The organism is Peribacillus sp. NPDC056705, from assembly GCF_043656335.1.
In genome coordinates, this window is sequence record NZ_JBHTYI010000036.1 from 19,797 (window position 1) to 42,957 (window position 23,161).

General features: G+C 37.2%; 20 protein-coding genes and 1 other RNA gene. 7 read left to right on the top strand and 14 right to left on the bottom strand.

What is annotated here, in order from left to right; genetic code table 11:
• Nucleotides 1-330: 330 nt before the first annotated feature.
• Nucleotides 331-873, top strand: a complete 543-nt coding sequence (locus ACFRAK_RS24300; RefSeq protein WP_192204854.1) for a ribonuclease H-like YkuK family protein — start codon at nt 331-333, stop codon at nt 871-873.
• A 138-nt stretch (nt 874-1,011) separates the two neighbouring features.
• Here the strand turns inward: ACFRAK_RS24300 and ssrS are convergent.
• The 4 genes from ssrS to ACFRAK_RS24320 form a co-directional block, all read right to left on the bottom strand.
• Nucleotides 1,012-1,198, bottom strand: a non-coding RNA gene (gene ssrS, locus ACFRAK_RS24305) — 6S RNA.
• A gap of 342 nt (nt 1,199-1,540) precedes the next feature.
• Nucleotides 1,541-2,794, bottom strand: coding sequence for an MFS transporter (locus ACFRAK_RS24310; protein ID WP_387598675.1), 1,254 nt, complete (start codon nt 2,792-2,794; stop codon nt 1,541-1,543).
• A 640-nt stretch (nt 2,795-3,434) separates the two neighbouring features.
• Nucleotides 3,435-4,316: a mechanosensitive ion channel family protein gene (locus ACFRAK_RS24315; RefSeq protein ID WP_394572671.1), complete on the bottom strand. Its 882-nt coding sequence runs from the start codon at nt 4,314-4,316 to the stop codon at nt 3,435-3,437.
• A 21-nt stretch (nt 4,317-4,337) separates the two neighbouring features.
• On the bottom strand, nt 4,338-4,730 hold the full coding sequence (locus ACFRAK_RS24320) for a sporulation protein (protein ID WP_387598681.1): 393 nt from the start codon (nt 4,728-4,730) through the stop codon (nt 4,338-4,340).
• Between the two features lie 647 nt (nt 4,731-5,377).
• On the opposite strand from ACFRAK_RS24320, the gene ACFRAK_RS24325 reads away from it, so the two are divergent.
• A complete protein-coding gene (locus ACFRAK_RS24325; protein WP_387598684.1) occupies nt 5,378-5,911 on the top strand; it encodes an IseA DL-endopeptidase inhibitor family protein in 534 nt (177 codons plus the stop codon).
• Between the two features lie 168 nt (nt 5,912-6,079).
• On the opposite strand, the gene ACFRAK_RS24330 is transcribed toward ACFRAK_RS24325, so the two are convergent.
• The 5 genes from ACFRAK_RS24330 to ACFRAK_RS24350 all read right to left on the bottom strand — a co-directional run bounded on the left by ACFRAK_RS24330 (nt 6,080) and on the right by ACFRAK_RS24350 (nt 11,911).
• Nucleotides 6,080-7,069 carry a hypothetical protein gene (locus ACFRAK_RS24330; protein WP_387708496.1) on the bottom strand — a complete coding sequence of 330 codons (990 nt, stop codon included), beginning with the start codon at nt 7,067-7,069 and terminating at the stop codon, nt 6,080-6,082.
• The gene (locus ACFRAK_RS24335; RefSeq protein WP_387708498.1) at nt 7,056-7,403 is read right to left on the bottom strand and encodes a PadR family transcriptional regulator; all 348 of its coding nucleotides are present in this window, start codon (nt 7,401-7,403) and stop codon (nt 7,056-7,058) included. Before ACFRAK_RS24335 ends, ACFRAK_RS24330 begins: the two co-directional genes overlap by 14 nt.
• Before the next feature lie 364 nt (nt 7,404-7,767).
• Entirely contained in the window at nt 7,768-8,751 is a 984-nt protein-coding gene (locus ACFRAK_RS24340) for an asparaginase (RefSeq protein WP_394572672.1), read from the bottom strand.
• Between the two features lie 732 nt (nt 8,752-9,483).
• A complete protein-coding gene (locus ACFRAK_RS24345) occupies nt 9,484-10,239 on the bottom strand; it encodes a GTP cyclohydrolase II (protein WP_387598694.1) in 756 nt (251 codons plus the stop codon).
• A 526-nt stretch (nt 10,240-10,765) separates the two neighbouring features.
• Entirely contained in the window at nt 10,766-11,911 is a 1,146-nt protein-coding gene (locus ACFRAK_RS24350; protein WP_387708120.1) for a glycerate kinase, read from the bottom strand.
• A gap of 222 nt (nt 11,912-12,133) precedes the next feature.
• On the opposite strand from ACFRAK_RS24350, the gene ACFRAK_RS24355 reads away from it, so the two are divergent.
• Nucleotides 12,134-12,442, top strand: coding sequence for a hypothetical protein (locus ACFRAK_RS24355; RefSeq protein WP_387598700.1), 309 nt, complete (start codon nt 12,134-12,136; stop codon nt 12,440-12,442).
• 391 nt (nt 12,443-12,833) lie between these two features.
• Nucleotides 12,834-14,441 (top strand): FMN-binding glutamate synthase family protein, encoded by a 1,608-nt coding sequence (locus tag ACFRAK_RS24360; protein ID WP_387598703.1) that lies wholly within the window; start codon nt 12,834-12,836, stop codon nt 14,439-14,441.
• Nucleotides 14,442-14,521: 80 nt separating this feature from the next.
• On the opposite strand, the gene ACFRAK_RS24365 is transcribed toward ACFRAK_RS24360, so the two are convergent.
• The 3 genes from ACFRAK_RS24365 to ACFRAK_RS24375 form a co-directional block, all read right to left on the bottom strand.
• Nucleotides 14,522-15,748: an MFS transporter gene (locus ACFRAK_RS24365; protein ID WP_387708413.1), complete on the bottom strand. Its 1,227-nt coding sequence runs from the start codon at nt 15,746-15,748 to the stop codon at nt 14,522-14,524.
• A 200-nt stretch (nt 15,749-15,948) separates the two neighbouring features.
• Complete coding sequence (locus ACFRAK_RS24370) at nt 15,949-16,887, bottom strand: MBL fold metallo-hydrolase (protein ID WP_394572673.1); 939 nt, start codon at nt 16,885-16,887, stop codon at nt 15,949-15,951.
• Between the two features lie 669 nt (nt 16,888-17,556).
• Nucleotides 17,557-18,150: a branched-chain amino acid aminotransferase gene (locus ACFRAK_RS24375; RefSeq protein ID WP_387707166.1), complete on the bottom strand. Its 594-nt coding sequence runs from the start codon at nt 18,148-18,150 to the stop codon at nt 17,557-17,559.
• Between the two features lie 172 nt (nt 18,151-18,322).
• Here ACFRAK_RS24375 and ACFRAK_RS24380 point away from each other — a divergent pair, with 172 nt between their 5' ends.
• Nucleotides 18,323-19,441, top strand: coding sequence for an NAD(P)/FAD-dependent oxidoreductase (locus ACFRAK_RS24380; RefSeq protein WP_394572674.1), 1,119 nt, complete (start codon nt 18,323-18,325; stop codon nt 19,439-19,441).
• A 624-nt stretch (nt 19,442-20,065) separates the two neighbouring features.
• Here the strand turns inward: ACFRAK_RS24380 and ACFRAK_RS24385 are convergent.
• On the bottom strand, nt 20,066-20,821 hold the full coding sequence (locus ACFRAK_RS24385) for a uracil-DNA glycosylase family protein (RefSeq protein ID WP_387598718.1): 756 nt from the start codon (nt 20,819-20,821) through the stop codon (nt 20,066-20,068).
• A 252-nt stretch (nt 20,822-21,073) separates the two neighbouring features.
• On the opposite strand from ACFRAK_RS24385, the gene ACFRAK_RS24390 reads away from it, so the two are divergent.
• Both ACFRAK_RS24390 and ACFRAK_RS24395 read left to right on the top strand, forming a co-directional pair.
• Nucleotides 21,074-21,649: a hypothetical protein gene (locus tag ACFRAK_RS24390; RefSeq protein WP_394572675.1), complete on the top strand. Its 576-nt coding sequence runs from the start codon at nt 21,074-21,076 to the stop codon at nt 21,647-21,649.
• A gap of 23 nt (nt 21,650-21,672) precedes the next feature.
• A complete protein-coding gene (locus tag ACFRAK_RS24395; protein WP_394572676.1) occupies nt 21,673-22,077 on the top strand; it encodes a hypothetical protein in 405 nt (134 codons plus the stop codon).
• A 179-nt stretch (nt 22,078-22,256) separates the two neighbouring features.
• On the opposite strand, the gene ACFRAK_RS24400 is transcribed toward ACFRAK_RS24395, so the two are convergent.
• Nucleotides 22,257-23,015, bottom strand: a complete 759-nt coding sequence (locus tag ACFRAK_RS24400) for a phospholipase D-like domain-containing protein (protein WP_394572677.1) — start codon at nt 23,013-23,015, stop codon at nt 22,257-22,259.
• Between the last annotated feature and the right edge of the window lie 146 nt (nt 23,016-23,161).

Here is a 23,161-nt window from a genome sequence, read left to right on the forward strand (position 1 = left end):
AGGCGGTCCGCCCTCGGAGCCATTGTACCTGCGGCGTGTCTCCATTGGACGCGCTTTTCTAAGCAGGAGTCTCGTACACCCGCTCCAATCAACTTTGTTTTAACATTAGGGTAGAACAACCTTTTGCCTAGAGTCATTTTTGTTTAAAATAGAACAATTAAAACTTGAGGTGATAGCTATTCAGCGAGATTAACTTTTGTCGACTGCATTCTATAGGTTGCGGGTACTTCCCACCGCACGAAACAAGGACCCCCTTCATATGATGTGTTATGAGCGGCATGAGATAATTAATAATTTGATTATATCCGGGGAAAGGTTGGGTGCAATAATATGACGCAATATCCATTTCATAACATTCCATTTCAAAACCTTCAGAAAAAAGACATGTCATTTGAAGATGTATTTGTTCATATTGTTGAGTTCATGAAATTAAATCCTTCCGGTGATTATCGCTTAATGGTCGGTACAGATTCACAAGTACATAAAAAGCATACGGTTTTCATTACTGGCATCGTGATACGGCAGGTCGGAAATGGTGTTTGGGGTTGTATAAGAAAAGTGATGATTCCTAGAAGGATGCTGCATTTGCATGAACGAATTTCCCAAGAATTGTCGTTAACAGAGGAGATCGTATCATTGTTTACGGAAGAAAGAAAAAATCAATTAATCGATATTGTACTGCCTGCCGTATATCAAGGGGCAACGTTCACAATGGAAGGGCACATTGATATCGGGATTGGGAAGCGAAACAAAACCAGTGAATTTGTAAAGGAAATGGTAGCCAGGATGGAATCCATGGGCGTGGAACCGAAAATCAAACCCAATGCTTTCGTCGCTTCAAGTTATGCCAACCGGTATACGAAGCAAGAGTAAACATTTAATAAGCAAGAGTTATCAACATTGGTTTTTTTAGGCTGATCAAAATAAAAATTTTGAAAAATGGATAATCATTACAAATCGAAAAACAGCAAAAAACCGGCCTCAGAACGAGACCGGTTTGAACATTTAAAGATATAAGCCGCCATTGCCGTATTCAGTAAGAAAGTTTTAAACCACCACTCCTCAAAGTGGGTGTTTGCAGAAAAAATCCTGTTGTCCAAGTCAGTGACGAGGCATAACATTCCTGATTCAATATAAAACTCCCTATTACAGCTTAAAGGTTAAAACTTTATTATCAATACGAACAGTGCAGCTTGTATTGATATACTACCTGAATTCCTAGTAAGTTACAATGTTAATAATCACCATTTGAAATCGCCTATGGCTGTAGAAGGAAAAGACGCCCTAAAAGCATTCGTTAGACTCAAACTATTGATCAAAATAACCGATAAAATCTCCTTATTCACCAGACTTTTGAAAATTAAGTGCATAAGTACCAATAAGTCCATTTTTAGCATTTACCAGTACTCTAAAAATAATTGTAAATCCAAATTTCGTCAGTTGTAATAACAGTCAGAAGAAAAAATAAAGAAAAGCAGCCAAAATTGGCTGCTTTTCTTATGGCTATAGCTGTATTTAGGTGTTTGCACACTCAAGATAATTATGATTGAATTTCCAGGGGTTTTGTTTCGGCCTTTTGATTGTACAATGGCAAAATGAAAAACATCCCTAGAATAAAAAAGAAAGCGGCTGTTTCAAATATGGCGACGAGTGAAAATTGCTCTTTCAGGACGCCTGCTGCACTCATGGTCAACACCATCGACCCAGTGAATAACGGGCTTAAGATTCCATTGACCCTTCCGATGAACTCGCCTTCGGTCCTCTGTAATATCAATGTATTTATCCCGATTTGAATACAAGGCAGCATTAGCCCATTAAAGAACTCGGCTGTAAGTGTAACCCAAAGATTTGTTGAAAGCCCCATTACCGCTAATCCAATGGCATTCACAAGCATTCCTAAAGCTAATAATCTTTGAGGTGCCACCTTTTTGGCGAAAATCATCACACCGGCTCCACCTAAAATCATGCCAAACCCATTCACCATAAATAACCATTGCAAATTTTCCTTAGGCAGTTCCAGTTGTTCTGTAACAAGAAATATAGAGAGCGGCTGAATGAAACCAAGTCCGAGCCCGGCTGCCAAAAAACATAAACCAAGCAAACTTAGTTCCTTTTTTCGCAACACATACCTCACTCCGCTTTTCATTTCCTGCCATATCGTTGTTTTTGCGGTCTCTTCATTCAGTTTATAATCTTTTGGAAGAAAGGCGAGTGCACCAGCTGAAAGTAAAAACGCCAGGCCAGTAATCGCAATCGAAATGTTTATCCCGAATGATTGGAAGGCGAATGTACCGAGAATCGGACCTAAAACCATAAATACTGCAAAGACGGTCTGATAAACAGACATCCCTGTCTGAATTTGACTTTCTGGCAAATGCATTTTAAATAGCTTCATGCCTGATGGCTGAGAAAACTGAGAAAGTATCGCCGAAATCAAAGTTGCGAAGAATACCATTTTCCAACTGCCGAAGATAAGCGAGATAAGCACCGCAAAAACGGATATTGCACTTAATATATCACACCAAACCATCGTTTTTTTCGGACTCCAGCGGTCAGCAAACGTCCCTCCAATAAATGAAAAAATAAAAATGGGCGCGAATTCCGCTACTGATATCATGGAGATGGCAAAGGCATTCCCGTTTGTCTTTTCCATGACGAATAACAAAACTGCAAAATTCCGTACCCATATCCCTATTTGTAAAAACAAGCCTGATAAGATAATGGCCCGGAATACACGATTTTTAAATATGTTAGGCTCTTTATTACTCAATGTTACGGATGTATGTTTCCCCAATATAAAAACCTCCTGTGAGATATCTGGACAGGAGGCAGTACAATACAAAATTAACAGAGCAAAATATCCCTAATGGACGGAACACAATGATCTTTGTTTGTATTTTAATGTACAGACTAATCCTATCCAGAAAAAAGTTCGTATTTAGCACGTATTTTTTTCTTGAAGAATAGGATTAAATGATCATTGTTTAAAGGTCACCCTTCCATTTTATGCTAATTCCATAATAATCTATTTAATCTGATAAATCAAGGTGAAATCCATAAAAACACCCCATTTTTTGGGCAGGATTTTTCGACATGTTGTATAAAAAATGGACTTCCTTTAAAAGAAAGCCCAAACTGTAGACAAACTTGAAGATAAGCGAGTTTGTTTGTGTTTTTTTAAACAAAAAAAGTTCCATTTGTTTTCAGAAATCAGCTCCCTTTTCGCCGACTGTCTGCCAAGCCCCCTAGCCGTTAATACTCCGAGGGCGGACCGCCCACGGAAAGCAAGTTCTCTACGTTCCAATCAACTTTCATATCCTCCCTTTAAAAGAAAGCGCTTTTATATCCATAGGTTACAAATGATTACTGCTAGTCATGCTTCTTCCCTCTGTTATCTTCTCCACCAATTTATCATGACCTATCCCTTCTTCTTTTCAGTTCTCCAAAATACGTTCATGATTAGGATTGCCTTGAACAAGCAAATGGGCAGATGGCATTTTAATTTGATGCTCATGTAAAGCTGTCATCATTTCAAACCTCACACTTCTCGCTGTTTCAAAGTAATGTTCAGGATTAACAAGTCCCACTACGCATAGTTCATAACCAACATATTTAATATTCGGATTTAAATCCGTAATGCCAATATATCTAAAGTCCTCTTCAGGTGTACCATCCTCTAGCCTTAGAAGTGTTTCACCATACTTCTCATTACAGATATGGCATATATCTTCCAACAGCCGTTTTACCTTTTCAGGATTTTCTTGGTAACTTACTGTAACACGTTCAATGATTCGCATTCTCCCTTTATTGAAATTTTGAATCGTCCTAATTTCACTATGTGGGATTGTCAGTAGTTTTCCTGACCATTCCCTGATCTGCATGAACCGGATACCGATTTCCTCAATCGTCCCAGAACTTGTCCCATTGAATGTCACAAAATTCCCCACTCGGAATTCATTATCTGAAAGCCTTACGAATCCCAATAAGATATCCTTAAGCATTTGCTGAGCGGCAAATCCGATAACGACCCCTAAAATCCCAGCTCCAGCTAAAATTCCTTTTAGGTCTATAAACTGTCCAATCAAATATATAAGGAAAAGGGCGGAAATGCCGTACCTAAGAGAAGAACGAGTAACCCCCTGTATCGTTTTTTCGACTTCCTCCTCAAAAAAATTGGACCTTTTAAAGAACCATTCAACCATTTTATTCAAAATATAATAAACCGCCAATAACAGTAAAGCTAATATAAAAAGCCTCAATAAAAGAAATTCTTCCAAATAATCTATGGCAAGCTCAGTAAATTTCAAGATATTCATGTTCCCACCTCCGTTTCCACTTTATTCAGAATCGATGAAAATCCAGTCATCATCCTTGCCTATTATCCCTTTATCCAGTATCAGTCTCGTTTTAAGACGATAAGAAACCCCTTGCTTATAAGGGTCTTTCAATATAGGCAGACAAAAGTTAAAAGGAATTTCATTGCTTTCCCCTGAATTTATCTCTCTTGAAGACAAAATGGTGCTCGTTTTAAGGATTTCGTCAATACCGGTAGAATGAGTATCCATAATTAAATCACATTCGATCCTCCTTATTCTTTGCGAAAGGGTACCACCCTTAATCAAGAAATATCCATTTATGCATTCACCAGATTTATACGTGTTTTTCGGAAGGATTAAATCTATTTGTGCTGAACCTATCCCTAATAGTAATAAAGATTTTCTAAGTATCAAAGAATACACTCCATTTATATATTTATTTGTAATTCTACATCCCCAATATATTTATACATTTCCTAAAAGGCTGCATGATCCTGCACAAAAAAACCTTTACCAATTTGGTAAAGGTTTACTAAAAAATAAATAGACCTTTACCAATAGGTAAGGTCTGGCTAACAACAATATGCTGCCAACAACACCGAGAGCAAAGAGCTCCGTAATGACGACATTGTTGTAAAAGCTACTCCCCTTTGGAGAATATATTCAAGTATATAATTTATAATACGGTAGGACTAGAAAGTTTGTCAAACCTTTATATTTATTATTTTCGGGCTCTGCCCGGGAAATTCGGATTCTTTTTACATATCTTGATATTAATGAAAATATAATGGATTAACTTGTCCCGCTATTGGAAAAAAATACACTGCTGGGTTTTAAATAGGCCAGTTGGTGGAATAAGTATGTAACAGCCAAAGTCCTTACAAATGGGATTTCAAAAAGAATAAAGTGAACAAACTATGTATATATAAAAATTTTATTTAAAAATTAACAAGATTTCTCTTTTACTTATGCTGATCATGTTGTAATATAAATGTAACAATTGTAATATCAATTACACTTTCGTTACATAAGTATCCTATTAGGGATTGGGGAGATAAAATATGAAAAAATTTTCAGGTGTGCTATTATCCATTATCATTTTACTTTTCACATTAAGTGGTCAGGTTACCGCTAAAACGACATCACAGAATTTGTCTGACGCAAATGCATTAAAAATAGCCGATAATGCCAGCAAACATTTTTGGAATGCTTTACATGGTTACAAAGCCCGTTCATGTTCACAAAAAACTTTCAATTATAAAGGGACAGAGTATTCATACCTTTGCCAAGAGTTTAATACAAAAGATAAATTGACTACCTACTTAGCAGAGACATTTACTAATAATGCAGTTGAAAAAGGGCTGAACAAATATAGTTATATTACACATAAAGGTAAATTAGCCCGTCCAATCGGAGACGGCGACAGCATGTTAGAGTGGAGAAAAGCAAAAATTAAATTGGTCTATCAAAAAACTAATGTTAGATCCTACAATTTAACTGTACCCACAGTCGACGGTGACTCAGTAAAAAGAACAGTTACCTTTTATAAGTCCGGATCCACTTGGAAAGTTAATCAGTTCGATGCAGTTCAATAAAAAAAATGTAACGCCTCATATGCTGTATAGTTTGTTAAAAACTATATTTCATATGAGGTGTTTTTCTATTTTCAGTTGTAAATTGAGAAATAATCTTACAGACTTGTTATAAGCTCACTTTCACTTCAAGAAACTTTCAAACAAAAAACACAGCTGGATGGCTGTGCCTTAACGGATTTTTGCCTTACGGAAGCCTTGATAGGAATCGTAGACGGCAAAACAGATGGAGATGAGTATGAGACCCCAATAAATCGAGGTTTTCCATTCATCGATTGAAAATAGTGTTCTTTGGTACCCAATGAATTCCGGGTTCAATAAATCAGGATTACTGATGATGATGATGAAAGTCAGAGTGGATAACAGCTGGTATATGGCATGAAATAAAGCTAGTTTCAGGGTCCATCGCCTTAAAAATAATTTATAAATCGCCAAGAGCACCCCAATGATTACGACGCATGATACCAGCAGCCAATAGGAATTCAATACTTCTTGATTGAAAGAAGGTGTCACGAAAATGAGACTGTCATTTCTTTTTTCATAGACTCCTAAAAGGTTTGCTGCATTGAAATAAAGGGCCGTGAAGACAGAAAGACCTAACAAACTCGCAAAAATCTCGATCATAGGAACCGCTTTTTTCTTTGAAATGTTCGGAATATCTTTTAGGTTTTCCGGTGTCCATGGTTTCAAGTCTTTTGTTAAAGGCGACTGGTCTTTTGACGTATCCACGCGTTCTAAAATGGCAAATGAAATCGTTAACCAGAAAAACACTTGGATACCTGTACTGATGATACCCGCAATCCCTTTCCCGATTATTATTAAAATTGCGTCCACAACCGTATTCTCCATATCCCGAAAAGGGTTATCCCCTATTAATCCGATCAATGAAATGACTGCAGCGATTGGTAAAATCATTTTCAACAGACAGATATAAACATCAAAATAACGCGGTCCGATCAGATGCATCGGCCGATCGCGATAACGACTTGCCAGTGTAACCGGATCTCCTAATTTTAAAAGAACGGCCTTCACGTCTTGCTCCGTATAATCCACCGGAAGCATATCTTCGATTGTAGATTGAAGCTCAAGCGCAATATCCCCCCTGCTTTTTTCTGGCAGCCTGCGGGTCACTTCCTGAATATAAAGTTCAATCAGCTCCATCTTCTCCCTCTCCTTTTAATAATATATAAAGCTCTTGAGAAGTTTTTTCCCATTCTTCCTTTAGCTGAGTGAATATTTCTCCCCCGTACTCGCTTAAAGAATAATACTTGCGAGGTCTACTTTCAGAAGTATCCCAGCTGCTGGTGACCAATTCTTGTTTTTCCAAGCGGCGAAGCAAAGGATATAAAGTACTTTGATCAATGGTAATTCCCGACTTCTCTAAACGCTGGACAAGCGAGTACCCATACTGAGGGGTTTTGAGCTGACTTAGAACAGCTAACGTCAAAGTGCCTCTGCGCAACTCAGTGGTTAATGAATTCAGTAAAATGCTCATCCAATCACCTCTTCTCTATACTATGTGACGTACACCATACCTTATACTATGCATCATACACTATTTTAGTTCTAACAACACCATAAAAATGAAAATATATTTTATTTAAAGCATAAAAAAGAGAAGCGTTTCACGCCTCTCCGTTTTTCCTTTATTAATATGACACAAGAATGACCCTTATTATCACCCTTATTATCAAGGAACTAACATATCATGCAATTGGCAGTTCCCTCACTGCTACTTGTTTTTACACTGTAAAAACAAGATCAACTTCATCAACTGATGAAGTCTGTCCAAAGTCAGGAGTTTATAGCCCCCAAACATTTGAGTTGATAGACTAATTAGCAGGATTTCAAAAATATAATCAAATATCTGCTGCAATCGTTGTTTCCATCATTTCTTTTACCTTTTTGGGATCTGTTGTTTTTCCTAGCACCCACATTAATTTCGGCACGATTGCTTCTGTGTTCATATTTTTAGAGCGTACTACACGATCATGGTCAATTTTCCGACCAACTTCATATATACCCATGTCTTCTCCTTCTTCTAGACATTGAGTCGTAATGACAATCGAAACACCGTGCTCTGTTAATTCAATTAATTTCGCTAAAATGTTGCGTACTTGAAAAGGAACACCACCACTTCCATAGCTTTCCACAACCACTCCTTTATACAAACCTTTTAGGCAGTCAAAAAATTCTGGTTTTATCCCAGGATGTAATTTCACAACCGCCACATCTGTACAAAGTGACGTATCTAATTGAATGTGTTTCTTTTTAGGGATTTGAATGGATTTATTATATTCAATATGGTCATCATATATCGATGCTACATACGGATAATTAATACTTTCAAAGGCATCATAGCTTTTCGTTCTAAGTTTAATCGCTCTTGTCCCTTGAATGACTTTGCCGTCAAATACAATATATACCCCACTTATTTCTTCACAAGCAAAACGAATGGCATCTGAAATGTTTCGCTTTGCATCTGTTTTACTATACGAAATAGGGATTTGCGAACCTGTAATCACAATCGGTTTTGATGCATTTTGTAACATATAAGAAAGTGCAGCTGAGGTGTAAGCCATTGTATCGGTGCCATGCGTAATAATGAAGCCATCGTACTGACTGTAGTGTTCGTAAATAACATTCGCCAAGTCTATCCAAAACTCTGGTTGCATGTTGGTGCTATCAATGTTCATTAACTCCCTCGTATCAATACGGCAACGTACATTTAATTCAGGTATGTAACTTAATAAATCATCAGCATTCAGTTCAGGCGCAAGTCCGTTTTCTCCTTCAAGTGAAGCTACTGTTCCACCAGTCGTAATCAACATTAATTTTTTCAATGATAATGACTCCCCTATCAATATGTTTTTCAAAGAAAGTATTCATTTCGCATTCATTATTCAATTCGCGTACTTTCCATGTTATTATAGTAACAAAAATATAATAATTCAAGATGAAAATATTCTATTTTTGTACACTCCATCCAATTTTTGAAACAACAGAATGTTTTTTTCTGAATCTTAGCTGAGTTATTTTACAAATAATAAATTTTTTCCATTTAGATCTTCATTACAACTTTGATGTTTAAGCCTAATATCATTAATGTATTTATATATTTTTTTTTCTAAATGTTTTTATATACGTGATTCATTAATTTTAATATCTTTAAATGGGACAATTGATTTTATCCCATCTTGGAAAATATAACGCCTAACCAGAATAAAAAACATACAGTATTCTTAAAGCTATCACGCAAAAAAAGCGATCCATCAATCTAAGAATCGCATTTGTTCTATTTAGCTATTTTTAATTCAACTAAACGGACCCTTTAGTTTCTAAAGAAAAAACCGCCTTAAAGTCAGTTCTGATTTCATACTATTAAAAAAAATTTTCCATAACAGAGGCATACTCTTTGTAATGCCATGCTCCCAGAGGATCATGGTTTTAGAACGACTTTTATACAATCATCCTCACGATTATTAACATTTTGTGTGTGTCATTTCCCTTGGGTCAAATTTTCTTAATGGTTTAGGATATAAGCCCAGATCTATTATAGGCGTAGCAGGATGAGATTAGTCATTTGGACAAATCCTCTCTTCCTCTAAATGACCTGAACGTTTTATCTTTGTCTGGAGATAATTCTCATTAAACTCCGAAATGTCTCCCCATAAAGGCTTTCTACCTGCAACCTCCAAACCAGCGTTTTTCAATGCTTCCAACTTTTTTGGGTTATTGGTTATAAGTGTAACCGGTTTGGATCTTAGTGCTTTCAATACTAGTATCGCGTCATTATAGTTTCTGGAATCATCAACAAAACCCAGTTTTTTATTAGCATCAACTGTATCATAGCCATTTTCCTGAAGGATATATGCCAGTGCCTTACTAAAGAGGCCAATTCCTCTTCCTTCATGATTGGCTAGATAAAACAACGCACCCGTACCGTGCTCCACTATCATTTTCATGGATTTTTTCAATTGATAACCGCAGTCGCATCGCTTACTGCCAAAAATGTCTCCTGTATGACAAATGGAATGCATTCTGATGATGGCATCGTCACTATATGAAAAGTCACCATATACTAACACACTTGATTGCTGTAATTCAGCTAAATTAACAGAAGATAATTTCTCAATAATTCTCTCATAGTTTTCTGTTACCTCGTCACAATTTAGCCAACAATACCAATTGAACACTACCGTCTCCCCATATAAGTTAACTGGTAGTCGAATGGGACCAACTAAATAAATGGCCTTTTTATCTATTTTAATTAATCGGATTTTATCTTCTATAACTGAAAGAACTTTCGAATCAAACTTTGTTTGGGTCATAAGTTTCACTCCTTTTTTGAGTTAGTTTAAGCATCGATTCATAATTTATCCCAATAGAATTTTCTCAGCTTTCAAGCTTGTCAATTTGAATAATTAACATACTTCTTCTTATTTTCATATGTACACCTTCTTAAAACGACTACAATGAATTTTGATAAAGGGTGTTAAAGATAGGAATTCAATTAGCACTTGATTAGCAAATCTAGTTAATTTACTATACTCATTCACCTTCACGCCTTTTCAGTTCCTTGAAATGATCTGCTTCGATAGTTGCAAAAAGAAAAAGCTGCCTTAAAGACAGCTCCGAACTAGCTAACGTACCCGTTTGATCAATAGGAAAGGCATCATCACCAATTTTATAAAAAGCCCGCAGTTAACTAAATAGGAATTCTTATAAACCTTGAGGACTGACCTCTTAAGCTAATCATTTATTCGATCCCATTCAAAAAGTATCCAATCGTTTCAAGCTCTTCTTCATTTAGTTCCCTTTCTTTATATCTTTAAGCTCTTTTAGAAAACAATTAACCTACCTACTATTTTTAATCGCTCCCAAAAAAGTCCGCATTACTTGTTCGGCTGAAACTTCCAACAATTCAGCTCCTCTATCCATAGCTTCCTTTAAAGGCATTGGAGCGTTCACTAAACTATGAACACTAGTTACTCCATGATCATATAAAACTTCAATACCCGTTCCGATCGATCCAGCTAAAACAAATACTGGAATATCGTACTTTTTGGCTTCTTGTGCAATTCCCATTGGTGCTTTGCCTGAAGCTGTCTGGTAATCGATTTGGCCCTCTCCGGTAAAGACACAATCAGCATCGGATAATTTTTCACCCATTTTCGTATGCTCCAACACAATATCGATGCCCCTTTTTGTTTCCGCTGGAAAAAAGGCTTGAAATGCACCTCCGATTCCACCTGCAGCACCCGCACCCGCTTTATCATGCAAGTGTATGCCTGTCTTGATTTCCACTAAATCAGCCCATGATGATAAAGCTTTATCAAGCAATTCAACCATGGCAGGAGTGGCACCTTTTTGAGGTCCGAATACACTTGATGCTCCATCCGGACCGACTAACGGATTCTGGACATCCGAGGCAATCAAGAACTTGGAATCTGCAATTCTGGAATCAAAGTCTTCCGTATTAATTTCTGATATCCGCGATAATTCGGCACCCCCGAATCCTAGCGGTTTACCATCTTCATCAAGCACCCTCATTCCCAAAGCCAGGAGCATTCCAACACCCGCATCATTGGTGGCGCTTCCACCTACCGCTAAAATGAACTTTCGACAGCCATCATTCAATGCTTTTTGAATAAGCTCCCCTGTTCCGTATGTAGTAGTGATCAAGGGGTTCAGCTCATCTGGATCGACTAGGCACAGTCCGGATGCACTGGCCATTTCAATCACGCATGTTTCCTGATCACCCAAGATCCCATATGCTGCCTGAACGTCTTCAAGTAAAGGTCCTTTAACGGTCACTTCAACTTTTCGACCATTCGTAGCTGCCACAAGGCTATCCATCGTACCTTCCCCGCCATCCGCTACAGGAACCAATTCTGTCTTCGCATCCGGCAGTGCCTTCCTGACCCCTCGTTCGATGGCTTTGGAAGCTTCTAATGCTGACAAACTTCCTTTATAGGAATCTGGTGCAATAACAATTTTCATGCTCAGGCCCCCTTTGAATATATTTTTAATTATAATCTTTTGAACTATTTTGATCACTGGTCATTCTATACGAAAATTAGTATGACATGTTGTTTGTTATTTTGGTTATACCAGTACGTATTCTGTTATTTCCCCACCTACCTAAAGTATAAGGTTGCTAAAGGGGTAAGCTAACGACCATCCCCTTTTTCATTATAAGTCATTGCTTGTTTGATTGGGGTGATGGAAACGAAATTAAATCCGTTAAATAAGAGTGAGCCGATTCAAATGACGAAAACTGTTTTTGGTACTCAACATACCCTTGTTGGGTTCCTGAATGTGAATCGGTTTTTCTTTCTCCATACTGCGCTTGCTGAAAATAGTATCGACCAAAGACTGGATACAGTCATCAAACAATTAAAAGCATTTTGGTTTTCGAAACGGTTTGGGCTCTATTGTGGAAAAGGTATTATAAAATGCCACTCGTTCCGGGAAGCTGAATCAGCACTTTTACTAGGTGAAGCAAAAAAGCACTGCTGGAAAGGAGGATGAGCGGACAAAACGGCAATTTCAGGAAAGCATACTAGTCAGATTATTTGAAAAAGTCGGTTGAGACACTGCAACAATTTTTCCTTAGTAATTTAAAATATCGGGGTATGTGCAAAAAGAATGTATATCCATCGTAATCCCCTTATATACCGATTTAAAAAATCAAGGAAATCAACGGGTATAATCCAGAAGAGCTCATGATGCTATAACTTTGCAGTTTGCCATTGGATTAAGGCGGAAAAGAGAAGCTGAAGATAAAGTAAGATCAAGTCGGTTATTAAAATTAACTCATTCTATCCCTATTAAATTCTTGTATTGGAAATTTGTATAATTGATCGAATTACCGAGTAGATTAACAATACATGATTTTTTTGCATATCAGGAGGGAATTTGAATGAGTGGCATCGCAAATCTTTTAATTATTCTTGGATTTACCGTTATTTTCATCGTAATCATCGTCTTGGTTTTCCTATTACTTTATATGATTTTCTTTGACCGCACGCAGAAGCATCATGCAATTTTAAGAAATTACCCCGTGCTCGGGAGAATACGTTACTTTCTGGAAAAAATCGGGCCTGAAATGCGGCAATATTGGTTCAACAGTGATAACGAAGGAAAACCCTTTTCCCGGGATGACTATGAACATATGGTGAAAAGTTCAAAATATTTACGGGATGTAATAGGTTTTGGTTCAAAACGGGATTTTGATGAAGAAGGCTTCTTTGTTAAGAATAGCATGTTCCCAAAATTGGCCGAAGAAGAAAAATACGATCGAGAAACAAAAGTGACGACTAAAAGATACATTCTAATGAAAGACCCGCTTTTCTCACAGCGAGAAGAAAAATGGGGAGATGAAGTGTCCTCTGCATTCTTATTGGATGATGATGATGCCGTGATCATCGGCCCAAACACTAAGCATCCCTTTCGATTAAAAGGTCTTATCGGCATGTCCGCCATGAGTTATGGTTCTTTGGGGAAGAACGCAATCACTGCCCTTTCTGAGGGATTGGCTGCAGCAAAAGGCACATGGATGAATACAGGGGAAGGCGGACTTTCTCCTTATCATTTAACCGGCGGTGTCGATATAATCATGCAAATCGGGCCGGCCATGTTTGGGGTTCGTGATAGTAAGGGCGAAATGGATTGGGATGAGTTAAAAAGAAAAAGTGAAATACCGGAAATCAAAGCATTTGAAGTCAAATTGGCTCAAGGTGCCAAAACTCGCGGAGGGCATATCGATGCTGAAAAAGTGAATCCTGAAATCGCTGAGATCCGTAAGGTCGTACCATACAAAGCGATCGATAGTCCAAACCGGTTTCATCAATTCAATGACGTAAAATCCATGTGCGATTTTATTGAAAGAATCAGGGAACATACAGGCATTCCGGTCGGCATCAAAATGGTCATCGGCGGCAATGACAGTGTCGAAGAGCTTGCTAGCTATATGAAAGAAACCGGGCAGGGTCCCGATTTCATTACATTGGATGGCGGTGAAGGCGGCACGGGTGCTTCTTATCAGGAATTGATCGATAGCGTAGGGTTACCGCTAAAATCCGCATTGCCGATTTTAGTATCGACATTGGAAAAATACGGCGTCCGAGATCGGGTTAAAATCATCGCCTCCGGTAAATTGTTCACGCCAGATAGAATCGCCATTGCCCTAGCCATGGGAGCTGACCTTGTTAATATCGCACGTGGTTTCATGATTGCTATAGGATGTATTCAGACGATGAAATGTCAATCCAATGCTTGTCCTGTCGGGGTAGCAACCACTGATCCGGAATTGCAAAAGGCACTTGTCATCGATGAAAAGAAATACCGTGTGGTCAATTTTCTTGTTACCCTTAGAAAAGGATTATATCGAATTTCAGCCGCTGCTGGTTTGGATTCACCTATCCATTTTCAACCTAAGCACATTAGTTATAAGGATGATATAGGAATTGTCACATCCCTTGAAGATATCATGAAAGAAGTAAAGGGACAAATAGGTGCCAGGCAATGAAAAACCACCGCCCAAGTTTGATGGGCGGTGGTTTTCACTTTATCAATAAGTGAAGCCATTTTAGGCTGCTCCAAAATGTATCAGGCATGTATACGAATATCCCCTGTTTGGTCTTTTCCCTTACTTATCAGCTTTCCATAGCGATAATAAACATAAACTGCAGCTATAAAACCAGTAACAGATAGGAATGCATCAAATATGAAGATGATTGATATATTCCCGCTTTTCGACATCCACCCCGTTACAAGCGGCATGACTATAGAAGCCAATCCTGCAGCTGTTGCCACGATCCCGGTCACTGTTCCTTTTTTTCTCCAGAACAATTCCGTCATAATCGTAATGGCTAATTGAAAAATCCCCGCAGTGGAAAGTCCGATGAAAAATGCCGTGATGGAAACGATGATCGGTTCCTTAACCAAAAGGATCGTAAGGATAGAAATAAAAGTTATGATCGGATAAACCATGATAACCGTTATTGGCCGTACAATCTTTTTTAATAATACGGATAAAACCAATACAGAAATAAGCGCCCCTAAACTATAATAACTCAGTAATTTGATGGAACTGGCCATCGTCATGCCCACAGCTTGCTGACCATAAGTTGGCAGCCATATCTGTGAAACGGTAAATAATCCTGTTGATGTGAAACCGATTATCACAAGAGCAAGTCCCTCTTTACGTAATACCGGTTCTGAAGTGAATTTCATTCTCCCGGTTCGAACATCCACTTGTTTTTCCTTATACATATTCGTACTTGGAAAAGAAACGGTGAATAAAAACATCAAATTCAATAGATAAATGGCAGCAGGAATAAAAAAGGCATATCCATAAAACATCTCATGATTCGAGAAAAATAATATCATGAACGGGAGAAGAAATGCTCCAGCAGACATGAATGCTTTCACCAGTACACTGGCAGAACCGGAAGCTCTTGGGAAAAGCTCTGTTAAACCGGGATATGAACCTGCATCCATTGACGAATTAGCGACACCTGCAAGGATGGCAAAAATAAAAGCCAAATGATAATTTGGTGATAATGGAATACCTATCAAGAAGATACCCATTCCCAAAGATGAAGCAATAATTAATGGTTTTCGCCCGATTTTATCTGATATATATCCCGTAAATGCATATGTAAGTAATTTCCCGACCCCTATTGCTGCGATGATATAACTTACCCCGGCACTATCTGTATCCCATTGCTCCGTTAAATACGCCATATTCGATGCGAGCATGATATTGACCATGCCTAACAGAAAATAATTAATATACACTCCTGATGCTGTTTTCATATACGTGTTCTTCATCCCAAAACTCCCAACCTGTCTTCAGTAACGTTCTCCATCGATTCAATATTCATAAGAATCTAAAAATAATCATAACACTTTTTCCTTTTTAGTAAACAAAACCGCTTACTCTTATTCATTAACGTATATTTAAGACAGTGTGACTTGCGTTTTAATGCAAAAAAGCTCATATGACATGAGCTAGAATCAATGTTCAATTTTCAAATGGATTGATAATACCATTTGCCATCACGTATAAACTTTATGCATTGGTCATTCAAAAGAAGGTATTCAAGGTGAGCCAATGTTTCACCAACTGCAAACCTGGTTTCGTGAATGGGCAGATTTCCAAATAAGATATGGCAAGCACTTTTTACAGAAATCGGCTCTTTCATATTTTCATGAATTACATGCAGCCTGTCCTGATGGTGGTCCAACAATTCAACAATTCTTTTATTGGCATTTTGAAACGGTTTCCCATGTGAAGGGATGACATATTCAACGTCCAGTTTTTGTATTTTTTTCAAAGAAGTAAAAAACTCTTCCAATGGGTTGCAAAGACCTTTAAACCAATACGAAATATTTGGAGATACCCTGGGCAATATATGATCTGTCGAGAAAAGGACACTTTTTTCCTTATTATATAATGATATCAGACCATCAGAGTGCCCCGGAGTGAAAATTACTTCATACTCATATTTGCCAAAATGCAGATTCATTCCTTCTTCTAGATGATGATTTACTGTAGGATAGGGTTTTACTTGGGGCATGAATCCACTTTCGTCACTGGATAAGGCGACGGCTATCTCGTCTTCCATTCCACATGCCTTATAATTTTCTTTAAGCAGATTCAGCGAATCCATTTCCCAATATGTAGTTCCCGCATGTTCATCCACTTGTGTCATCCAAACATCCGCACCGGTTAATTGTTGTAATGCCCCTGCATAACCGTAATGGTCTGGGTGATAATGGGTGATGATAATATCGGTAATATCGTGTTTTTCGATAATCGGGTTCCATAAATCCTTTGTCGTTTTGTTATTTAAACCCGTATCAATGATTGTCCACCCTTTTTTACCTTCTGCTAAGAAACAATGGACATGATCCAACCTAAAAGGCAATGGAACGGTAACTTGAGTAACTTCCAATTCATTCAGCACCTATAACTTCCCCTTCCGATGTAACTTTATTTACATGAACAAAAAATCAAAAAAACAAAACATTTAAGTTTATTAAATAAAGGTATATCATTAATCAATTCGACGAATTCTTTCAAGTTCCTTTAATCAATATCCAGAACCCATGGCCTTGGGCATTTGTTAACTCAAGAAATGAATAAACTGCCATTAAAACTAATGGCCAAAGCTTTTGGGGATGTAAAAATATGCTATTTATTCCCACTGCAGACACTCGCTTTCCAAAGGAGTCCCACCCCTTCCTTTCCATTCAACTTTGTTTTAACTTTTAAGAAAGAACTCCTTTTGCCTACAGTCTTTTTAAAAATAAAAATATAGAAGAATTAAAATTTGAGGTGATAAGGGGGCTTTTAAACATTATTCTATTCAGCGATATCAACTTGAAATGATTACTATAGATCAACTGGTGCCATCGAACCATTTATTCGTAAACTGGAGACGGCCATTGTTTTCTATTTCATGTATGACTTGGTGGAAGACATGTTTCATGGGTAGGACACGCAGGTAGGATCCATTTATTATTCTCTATTACTGCTACAAACCAAAAAAACCAAAAAAGTTTCGGAATGAGAGCATTCCGAAACCTTTTTGTCTACAAACTGTTGTCATTACTATTAATGGCACCACCTAGTTTTACATATCTTCCTCGATTGTTTGAACAAGGCTAAAAAGAAAATGATAGATTAAATTAAAAGCTTCTTCCAATGACAGGTTTTCTTTAAACCCTTTTAAGTTATCCAAGGCAAAATTCACGTCCCATAGCCCGTCGCCCTGATTAAACATTAAACTGAACGATCCAATTCCTCCTTGAAGTTCCTTTGTTAAATACGCTTTTAATACTTCACCCATTTTTTTCTGGAATTTCAATCCGAACATCGCGTTATATGTACCGAAAACTTCATCGTTTTCTAACGAAAGTGCCTCAACACCGATTAATTCAAACCATTGTGATTCAAAGTAAAGGAATTCATCTTTGTTTTTTTTCAAATACTCGATAGGTTGTGATAAAAATGCAGAGTTCTCTTCAGAGATTAATTCTTCGCTCTCTTTATTACTGCGCTCCATATAAGCATCTGTAAAACGAGATGCATTTTCTTTTTCCACTATAATGATATCATCGGCAATTAATTTATGCTTTTCTACATAATCCTTTTCTTCTTTAAACAACTCAACCTTTTTTTCGGTTACGGATTTTGATATGTATGATTCCATTTGTTTTTTTAACATGATTTGTCCTCCTAGTATCTTTTCAAGCTCTTGCAATTTCAATCATAGCATATTCCATATAGAGAAAATAACTTTGTGAAAGAAATTACAATATCGATTGTAGCAATCAATTCGTGTCTTCGATATAGTAGTGGTAAGAGTTTATACATATGAGAGAAATGAGATGTTGAATATGCAAAAAATCATTGTAGTTGGTGCAGGAATTTTGGGAGCCTCAACTGCCTATCAGTTGGCTAAAAATGGGGCTGAAGTGATCATTATTGATCGTCAAGATGTGGGTCAGGCAACATCTGCAGCTGCAGGAATCGTTTGCCCGTGGATATCGCAAAGGCGCAACCAAGCTTGGTATCTCCTTGCCAAAAATGGGGCGGCTTTTTATCCCGGTTTAATTGAAGACCTTGAACGGGACGGGGAAACAGAGACTGGTTATGCCCAAGTCGGGGCCATAAGTCTACATACAGATGAAGCTAAATTGAATGCCATGAAGAACCGGGCGGCAAAAAGGATAGGAGATGCACCGGAAATTGGGGCAATCACTTTACTTACCGCAGAGGAGACACGTGCCTTATTCCCGCCTCTTTCCAGTGAATATGCAGCCGTTCACGTGAGTGGTGCCGCGCGGGTCGATGGACGCGCACTTCGTGATTCCTTATTGCGGGCATCACAAAAAAACGGCGCAAAACTTTTGTATGGTGAGGCTATACTTTCATATAACGGTTCACAAGTGACAGGTGTAACATTTGGAGATGAATTCATACCTGCTGATAAAGTGATCGTTTGTGCTGGCGCTTGGGCACCGGAATTACTGAAGCCACTGGGCGTTAATTTTCAAGTCACCTTCCAAAAGGCACAAATCATTCATCTGGAAACGCCAAATGAAAATACGAATATCTGGCCAGTAGTCATGCCTCCGAGTGATCAATATCTATTGGCTTTCGATAATAATAAAATTGTTGCGGGGGCGACACATGAAAATACGGAAGTATTCGATAACCGAATGACAGCAGGAGGGCTGCAGGAGGTTTTCAACAAAGCCTTGCAAACCGCCCCCGGTTTGACGGATAGTACGTTTGTTGAAGCAAGGGTCGGTTTTCGCCCATTCACGCCGGGATTCCTTCCGGTCATGGGCCCTTTACCGGACTGGGAAGGCATAATCGTAGCCAATGGTCTTGGGGCATCGGGTTTAACAATGGGCCCATATTTAGGCTCCCTATTGGCAAACCTCGCACTTGATAGAAAAATCGAAATCGATATAGAAAATTATGATGTAAGAGGTGCCCTTTTTACATAACTCCCCATTCATTACCTATTGGCTTTATGATGAATATCGACTGATCTGAAAAATACCCAGATCAGTTTTTTTAAAATGGTCCTTTCATAAAAAAATCAAGGACCTTTATTGGGTCCTTGATTTATAAATTCTTTAATTTTCGAGCAGGGCATTCTTGTGGAAATTTGACAAATTCATCAATTCAAAACTACCTCAAATATCTATGTGCCATTGAACAATATTTGCTTGCGCAGCAAACATCGTTTATACGATATGTTTTTTCTCTAAAGGAAATTGTTGAAGCCACATATAAGCATCATCAACATTACATACAGTTTTTCTCTCATACATGACTGTTGATGATTCAGTTACTTTAATCGTATAAAATGTGTGTCCATTAATTTTTCATCTATTTATTAACATCAGGTCCACATACTTCTTCATAAATAACCTTTAACTCTTCAATAGTAAGTGATTTTAAAAATTCCTCTAGTTCATCCATGTTAATGCCTCCTATAATAAAGAACATTTGTTCTTATTATAATCTCCAAAATATCACTAGTAAATAGTTAATTGTACTTTTAACACTTTAGATGAACGGAATAACACCAAATATTCCCTATCTTTAAAAACCTATATAAAGCTTCATTGAGCAAAATAGTGCTGTAACATCATTTTCATTTGCTCTTTATTTGCTGCGAATTGCTTATGTCGATGTCCATTTCCTCCAGATGGATGAGGAAATCCTAGAAGCATGTTGTTCGCATCCAAATAATCTTGACCCGCTAAATAGTTTAAGACCTTGGAAACGTTTACGCCTAAAGGAATAATAAGCGGGCGTTCAATGGTACCTATTTCGGTAGCAAAGCCTTCCATTATATTTTTTTTAAGCAACTCGGTCTTTAAAATGTTCGGAGTCGTTCCACTGTAGTTTTTCCCGTTATAAAAGACTGGATAGGTTAAAACAGAGGCAGTATGAACGAGGTGACTAGCTTCGTTAAAAAGATCCTGTGTGGACGATATGTTTAAGTATGTGTGTAATCCAAGCTCATCTAACATGTGAACCAAATTTTTTCTCATGGTTCCTTCAAAACTGGAATTCCTTTTTACTTCGTGCAGGATCTCTTCATCGCTATGTAAGTGCCCTCTTGCATTAATTACGGTAGAATATGATTTTTTCATTTGATGTAAACCAGGAGTGATTCCGACAATCACCACTTTGGCCCGTTCATTTATATATTCGAATGGTGCGTAATAGATTTCGAGTTTTTTCGTTTCATCTCTTTCAAGCAAAAATTGTTCGCTCTGTATCATTTTATCTGAATAGTCAGCAGGTAAAGCATTAATTAAATCCTTAAATTGCGTAAAATTAGAAAAATTAGCGATTCCCATAAAAACCATCCCCTCTTTCTTCGAATTATTTTGGCCATATCAGTATATCAGAAAAGAAGGTTCATCAACGAGCACAAGGTGCGTTCTGCGTTATGAAGACATTTGGATAAGCTATTTTCTTTTGCGAATTAATTAGCCACTTGTTGTTGTTTTTACTCTTCAAATTGATGAGAAAAGCTTGATAAACATGTATTGGAATGTGCCGTGGATTGTGAAGCGTTAAAGAGAATATAGAACGCTATTTTAGAGGGCGAAAATGAAATGTTTAAAGAGTTTAATGAGAATTATAAATTGAATTGGACCGGAAAAGATTTTGCGGATAAAAAAATCATGCATACTGATATTGGTTCAGGAACCACTGAATACATCTTTACAAATGGAGTAAACCCAGTTTCGGATCGTTGTTCAGGTGAACGTCAAGGAATGGGACATGCTATAGCTGCAGCAATTGAATTATTGAAAGATGAACGCAAAGGATTAAGTATTAATCGGCAGCAGTTTAGTAAGTATATCGAGCAACCAAATGAATATCCAAAGGATAGTGAGCTAGCGAAAACATTTTTAGCAGAAACTAGTTTAGAACAGTCTGATTCGATTTTAGATAGCATTATTACTAAAAATGCGAGAGATATGTCAAATGAAACAGAAATTTTTACTGTATATGGTGGAGGTAGTATAGAGTTCAAGGATGAAATGTATGCTGAATTAAACAACTATACTGAATCACAAAATGCTAAACTCTTATGGATTCCACAAAAGTATGCAGTCACAATGAATGTTGATGGATTAAACAATTTAAACAGAAACCTATTCTATTCAAAAGAATTAGAAATGTAGGGTGAAAAAGGAATGATGATTCTATGAAAGCAGAAGAAAAAAAGAAAGCGATCAATTGTCGTTTCCAACTAACTGAAACAGACGAGTTTTTTCAATGGCTAAATAATCAATCCAATATGACCATAGCAATAAGAAATTTGATCTACCATGCAATTGACCTTTACGGCACAGGGGATTTTTTAGCACCGGAAATACAAAAAGAAGTCATGAGAAACACCTTTATTTTTGAAGCTGCCCAAAACGGCATAGGAGCACCTGTGAATCCATTTGCAGACACTGGGAGTAGTCCTCAACAGGTGGAAATTAAAAATGAGCGTGATAAGAAGCTAGTCCAAGAGGAAGGTGCAGAAACAAAGAGTGAAATACAATTAGAAGAAAAAGCAAAGGGCAATGGTATTTATGGGAATATAGATTTAAATAATCTTTAAGAAATCTTAACAACAAAATAAAAAAATGACTGCCATGAGTGATAAGTTCCTCATGGCTTTTTCGTGCGACCGGTTAACCAAGAACTCATATTCATTCGACGACTTTCTAGAGATAATAAAGTCGTTTAATCTTCGGAGAACGAATATGAATAATCGCCCCCGTTAAGCATTTAAATTTATCAGGGATTATTACGAAATATTTCTTTGAAATTTTCCGTATACTGTTCAGCCAACTGTCTATCTACTGAAACGGTCAAATGTTCTTCATTCTGACTAGCTGTAGGTGTCCAATTAAATGAACCCTGTAAAACAATAGAATTATCAATAATACAGTACTTAGAATGTAATCGATTAAAATCTTTATAACCCCACCTTTTTACAACAATTGTTTCAAATTTATCCTTCAATTTTGGAATCATATTCCTGTTTGAATCTTCATTGGAAATAAGAATACGGATATGAACTCCATTAGTTTGTTGATTATACAACTCTTGATACAGTGCTTCATCTGTAAACCATGCAATACTTATCCAAATTGAATGTTTAGCCATTCGTATACTTTGAATAATTTCCTCACGAATTTTTGAGAAAGTTGCCTGGTGAGATTGAATTTCTAAGTCATCTGGACTTGATATCTGTTTAGGTTTAATATTTATGTCCTCTAACTCATATGTATTATCTTCGGAATAACAGTCAAAAATCAAAGGTCTAAAACTTTGCTGTAGATTACGTGCCTTTTTGAGTAATGGGATTTTCACACGAATATTTACATCTTCCTGAAAGTGTCTATATTTATTCCCAAAAACTCCTGAGCTTAATAGTTCTATCTCTGAATAACTTAAAATAGTTAATAATTCATCTGCATCTTTGTAGTTTTCCGAATCGTATTTTAATGTCTCAATCATCGTTGAATAGAGTTTTAATTCACGTTGTTTCATTTATACAGCTCCTTACGAAATTTTCTTTCTTTCATTATACAGAGAAGTAACAAATAGATGGTGTAAAAAATCTAGATTCCATACCATCTTTTTAAATAACTTTATTCGTTTTAAGCGACTTTATTGTATATGTAACAACTTTATTG

Bases quoted from the DNA above. Each gene is read 5' to 3' on its own strand.
- ACFRAK_RS24300 (WP_192204854.1), top strand. From the start codon at position 331: ATGACGCAATATCCATTTCATAACATTCCATTTCAAAACCTTCAGAAA.
- ACFRAK_RS24315 (WP_394572671.1), bottom strand. From the start codon at position 4,316: ATGAATATCTTGAAATTTACTGAGCTTGCCATAGATTATTTGGAAGAA.
- ACFRAK_RS24325 (WP_387598684.1), top strand. From the start codon at position 5,378: ATGAAAAAATTTTCAGGTGTGCTATTATCCATTATCATTTTACTTTTC.
- ACFRAK_RS24330 (WP_387708496.1), bottom strand. From the start codon at position 7,069: ATGGAGCTGATTGAACTTTATATTCAGGAAGTGACCCGCAGGCTGCCA.
- ACFRAK_RS24335 (WP_387708498.1), bottom strand. From the start codon at position 7,403: ATGAGCATTTTACTGAATTCATTAACCACTGAGTTGCGCAGAGGCACT.
- ACFRAK_RS24345 (WP_387598694.1), bottom strand. From the start codon at position 10,239: ATGACCCAAACAAAGTTTGATTCGAAAGTTCTTTCAGTTATAGAAGAT.
- ACFRAK_RS24350 (WP_387708120.1), bottom strand. From the start codon at position 11,911: ATGAAAATTGTTATTGCACCAGATTCCTATAAAGGAAGTTTGTCAGCA.
- ACFRAK_RS24355 (WP_387598700.1), top strand. From the start codon at position 12,134: ATGGAAACGAAATTAAATCCGTTAAATAAGAGTGAGCCGATTCAAATG.
- ACFRAK_RS24360 (WP_387598703.1), top strand. From the start codon at position 12,834: ATGAGTGGCATCGCAAATCTTTTAATTATTCTTGGATTTACCGTTATT.
- ACFRAK_RS24365 (WP_387708413.1), bottom strand. From the start codon at position 15,748: ATGAAGAACACGTATATGAAAACAGCATCAGGAGTGTATATTAATTAT.
- ACFRAK_RS24375 (WP_387707166.1), bottom strand. From the start codon at position 18,150: ATGTTAAAAAAACAAATGGAATCATACATATCAAAATCCGTAACCGAA.
- ACFRAK_RS24380 (WP_394572674.1), top strand. From the start codon at position 18,323: ATGCAAAAAATCATTGTAGTTGGTGCAGGAATTTTGGGAGCCTCAACT.
- ACFRAK_RS24385 (WP_387598718.1), bottom strand. From the start codon at position 20,821: ATGGTTTTTATGGGAATCGCTAATTTTTCTAATTTTACGCAATTTAAG.
- ACFRAK_RS24390 (WP_394572675.1), top strand. From the start codon at position 21,074: ATGTTTAAAGAGTTTAATGAGAATTATAAATTGAATTGGACCGGAAAA.
- ACFRAK_RS24395 (WP_394572676.1), top strand. From the start codon at position 21,673: ATGAAAGCAGAAGAAAAAAAGAAAGCGATCAATTGTCGTTTCCAACTA.
- ACFRAK_RS24400 (WP_394572677.1), bottom strand. From the start codon at position 23,015: ATGAAACAACGTGAATTAAAACTCTATTCAACGATGATTGAGACATTA.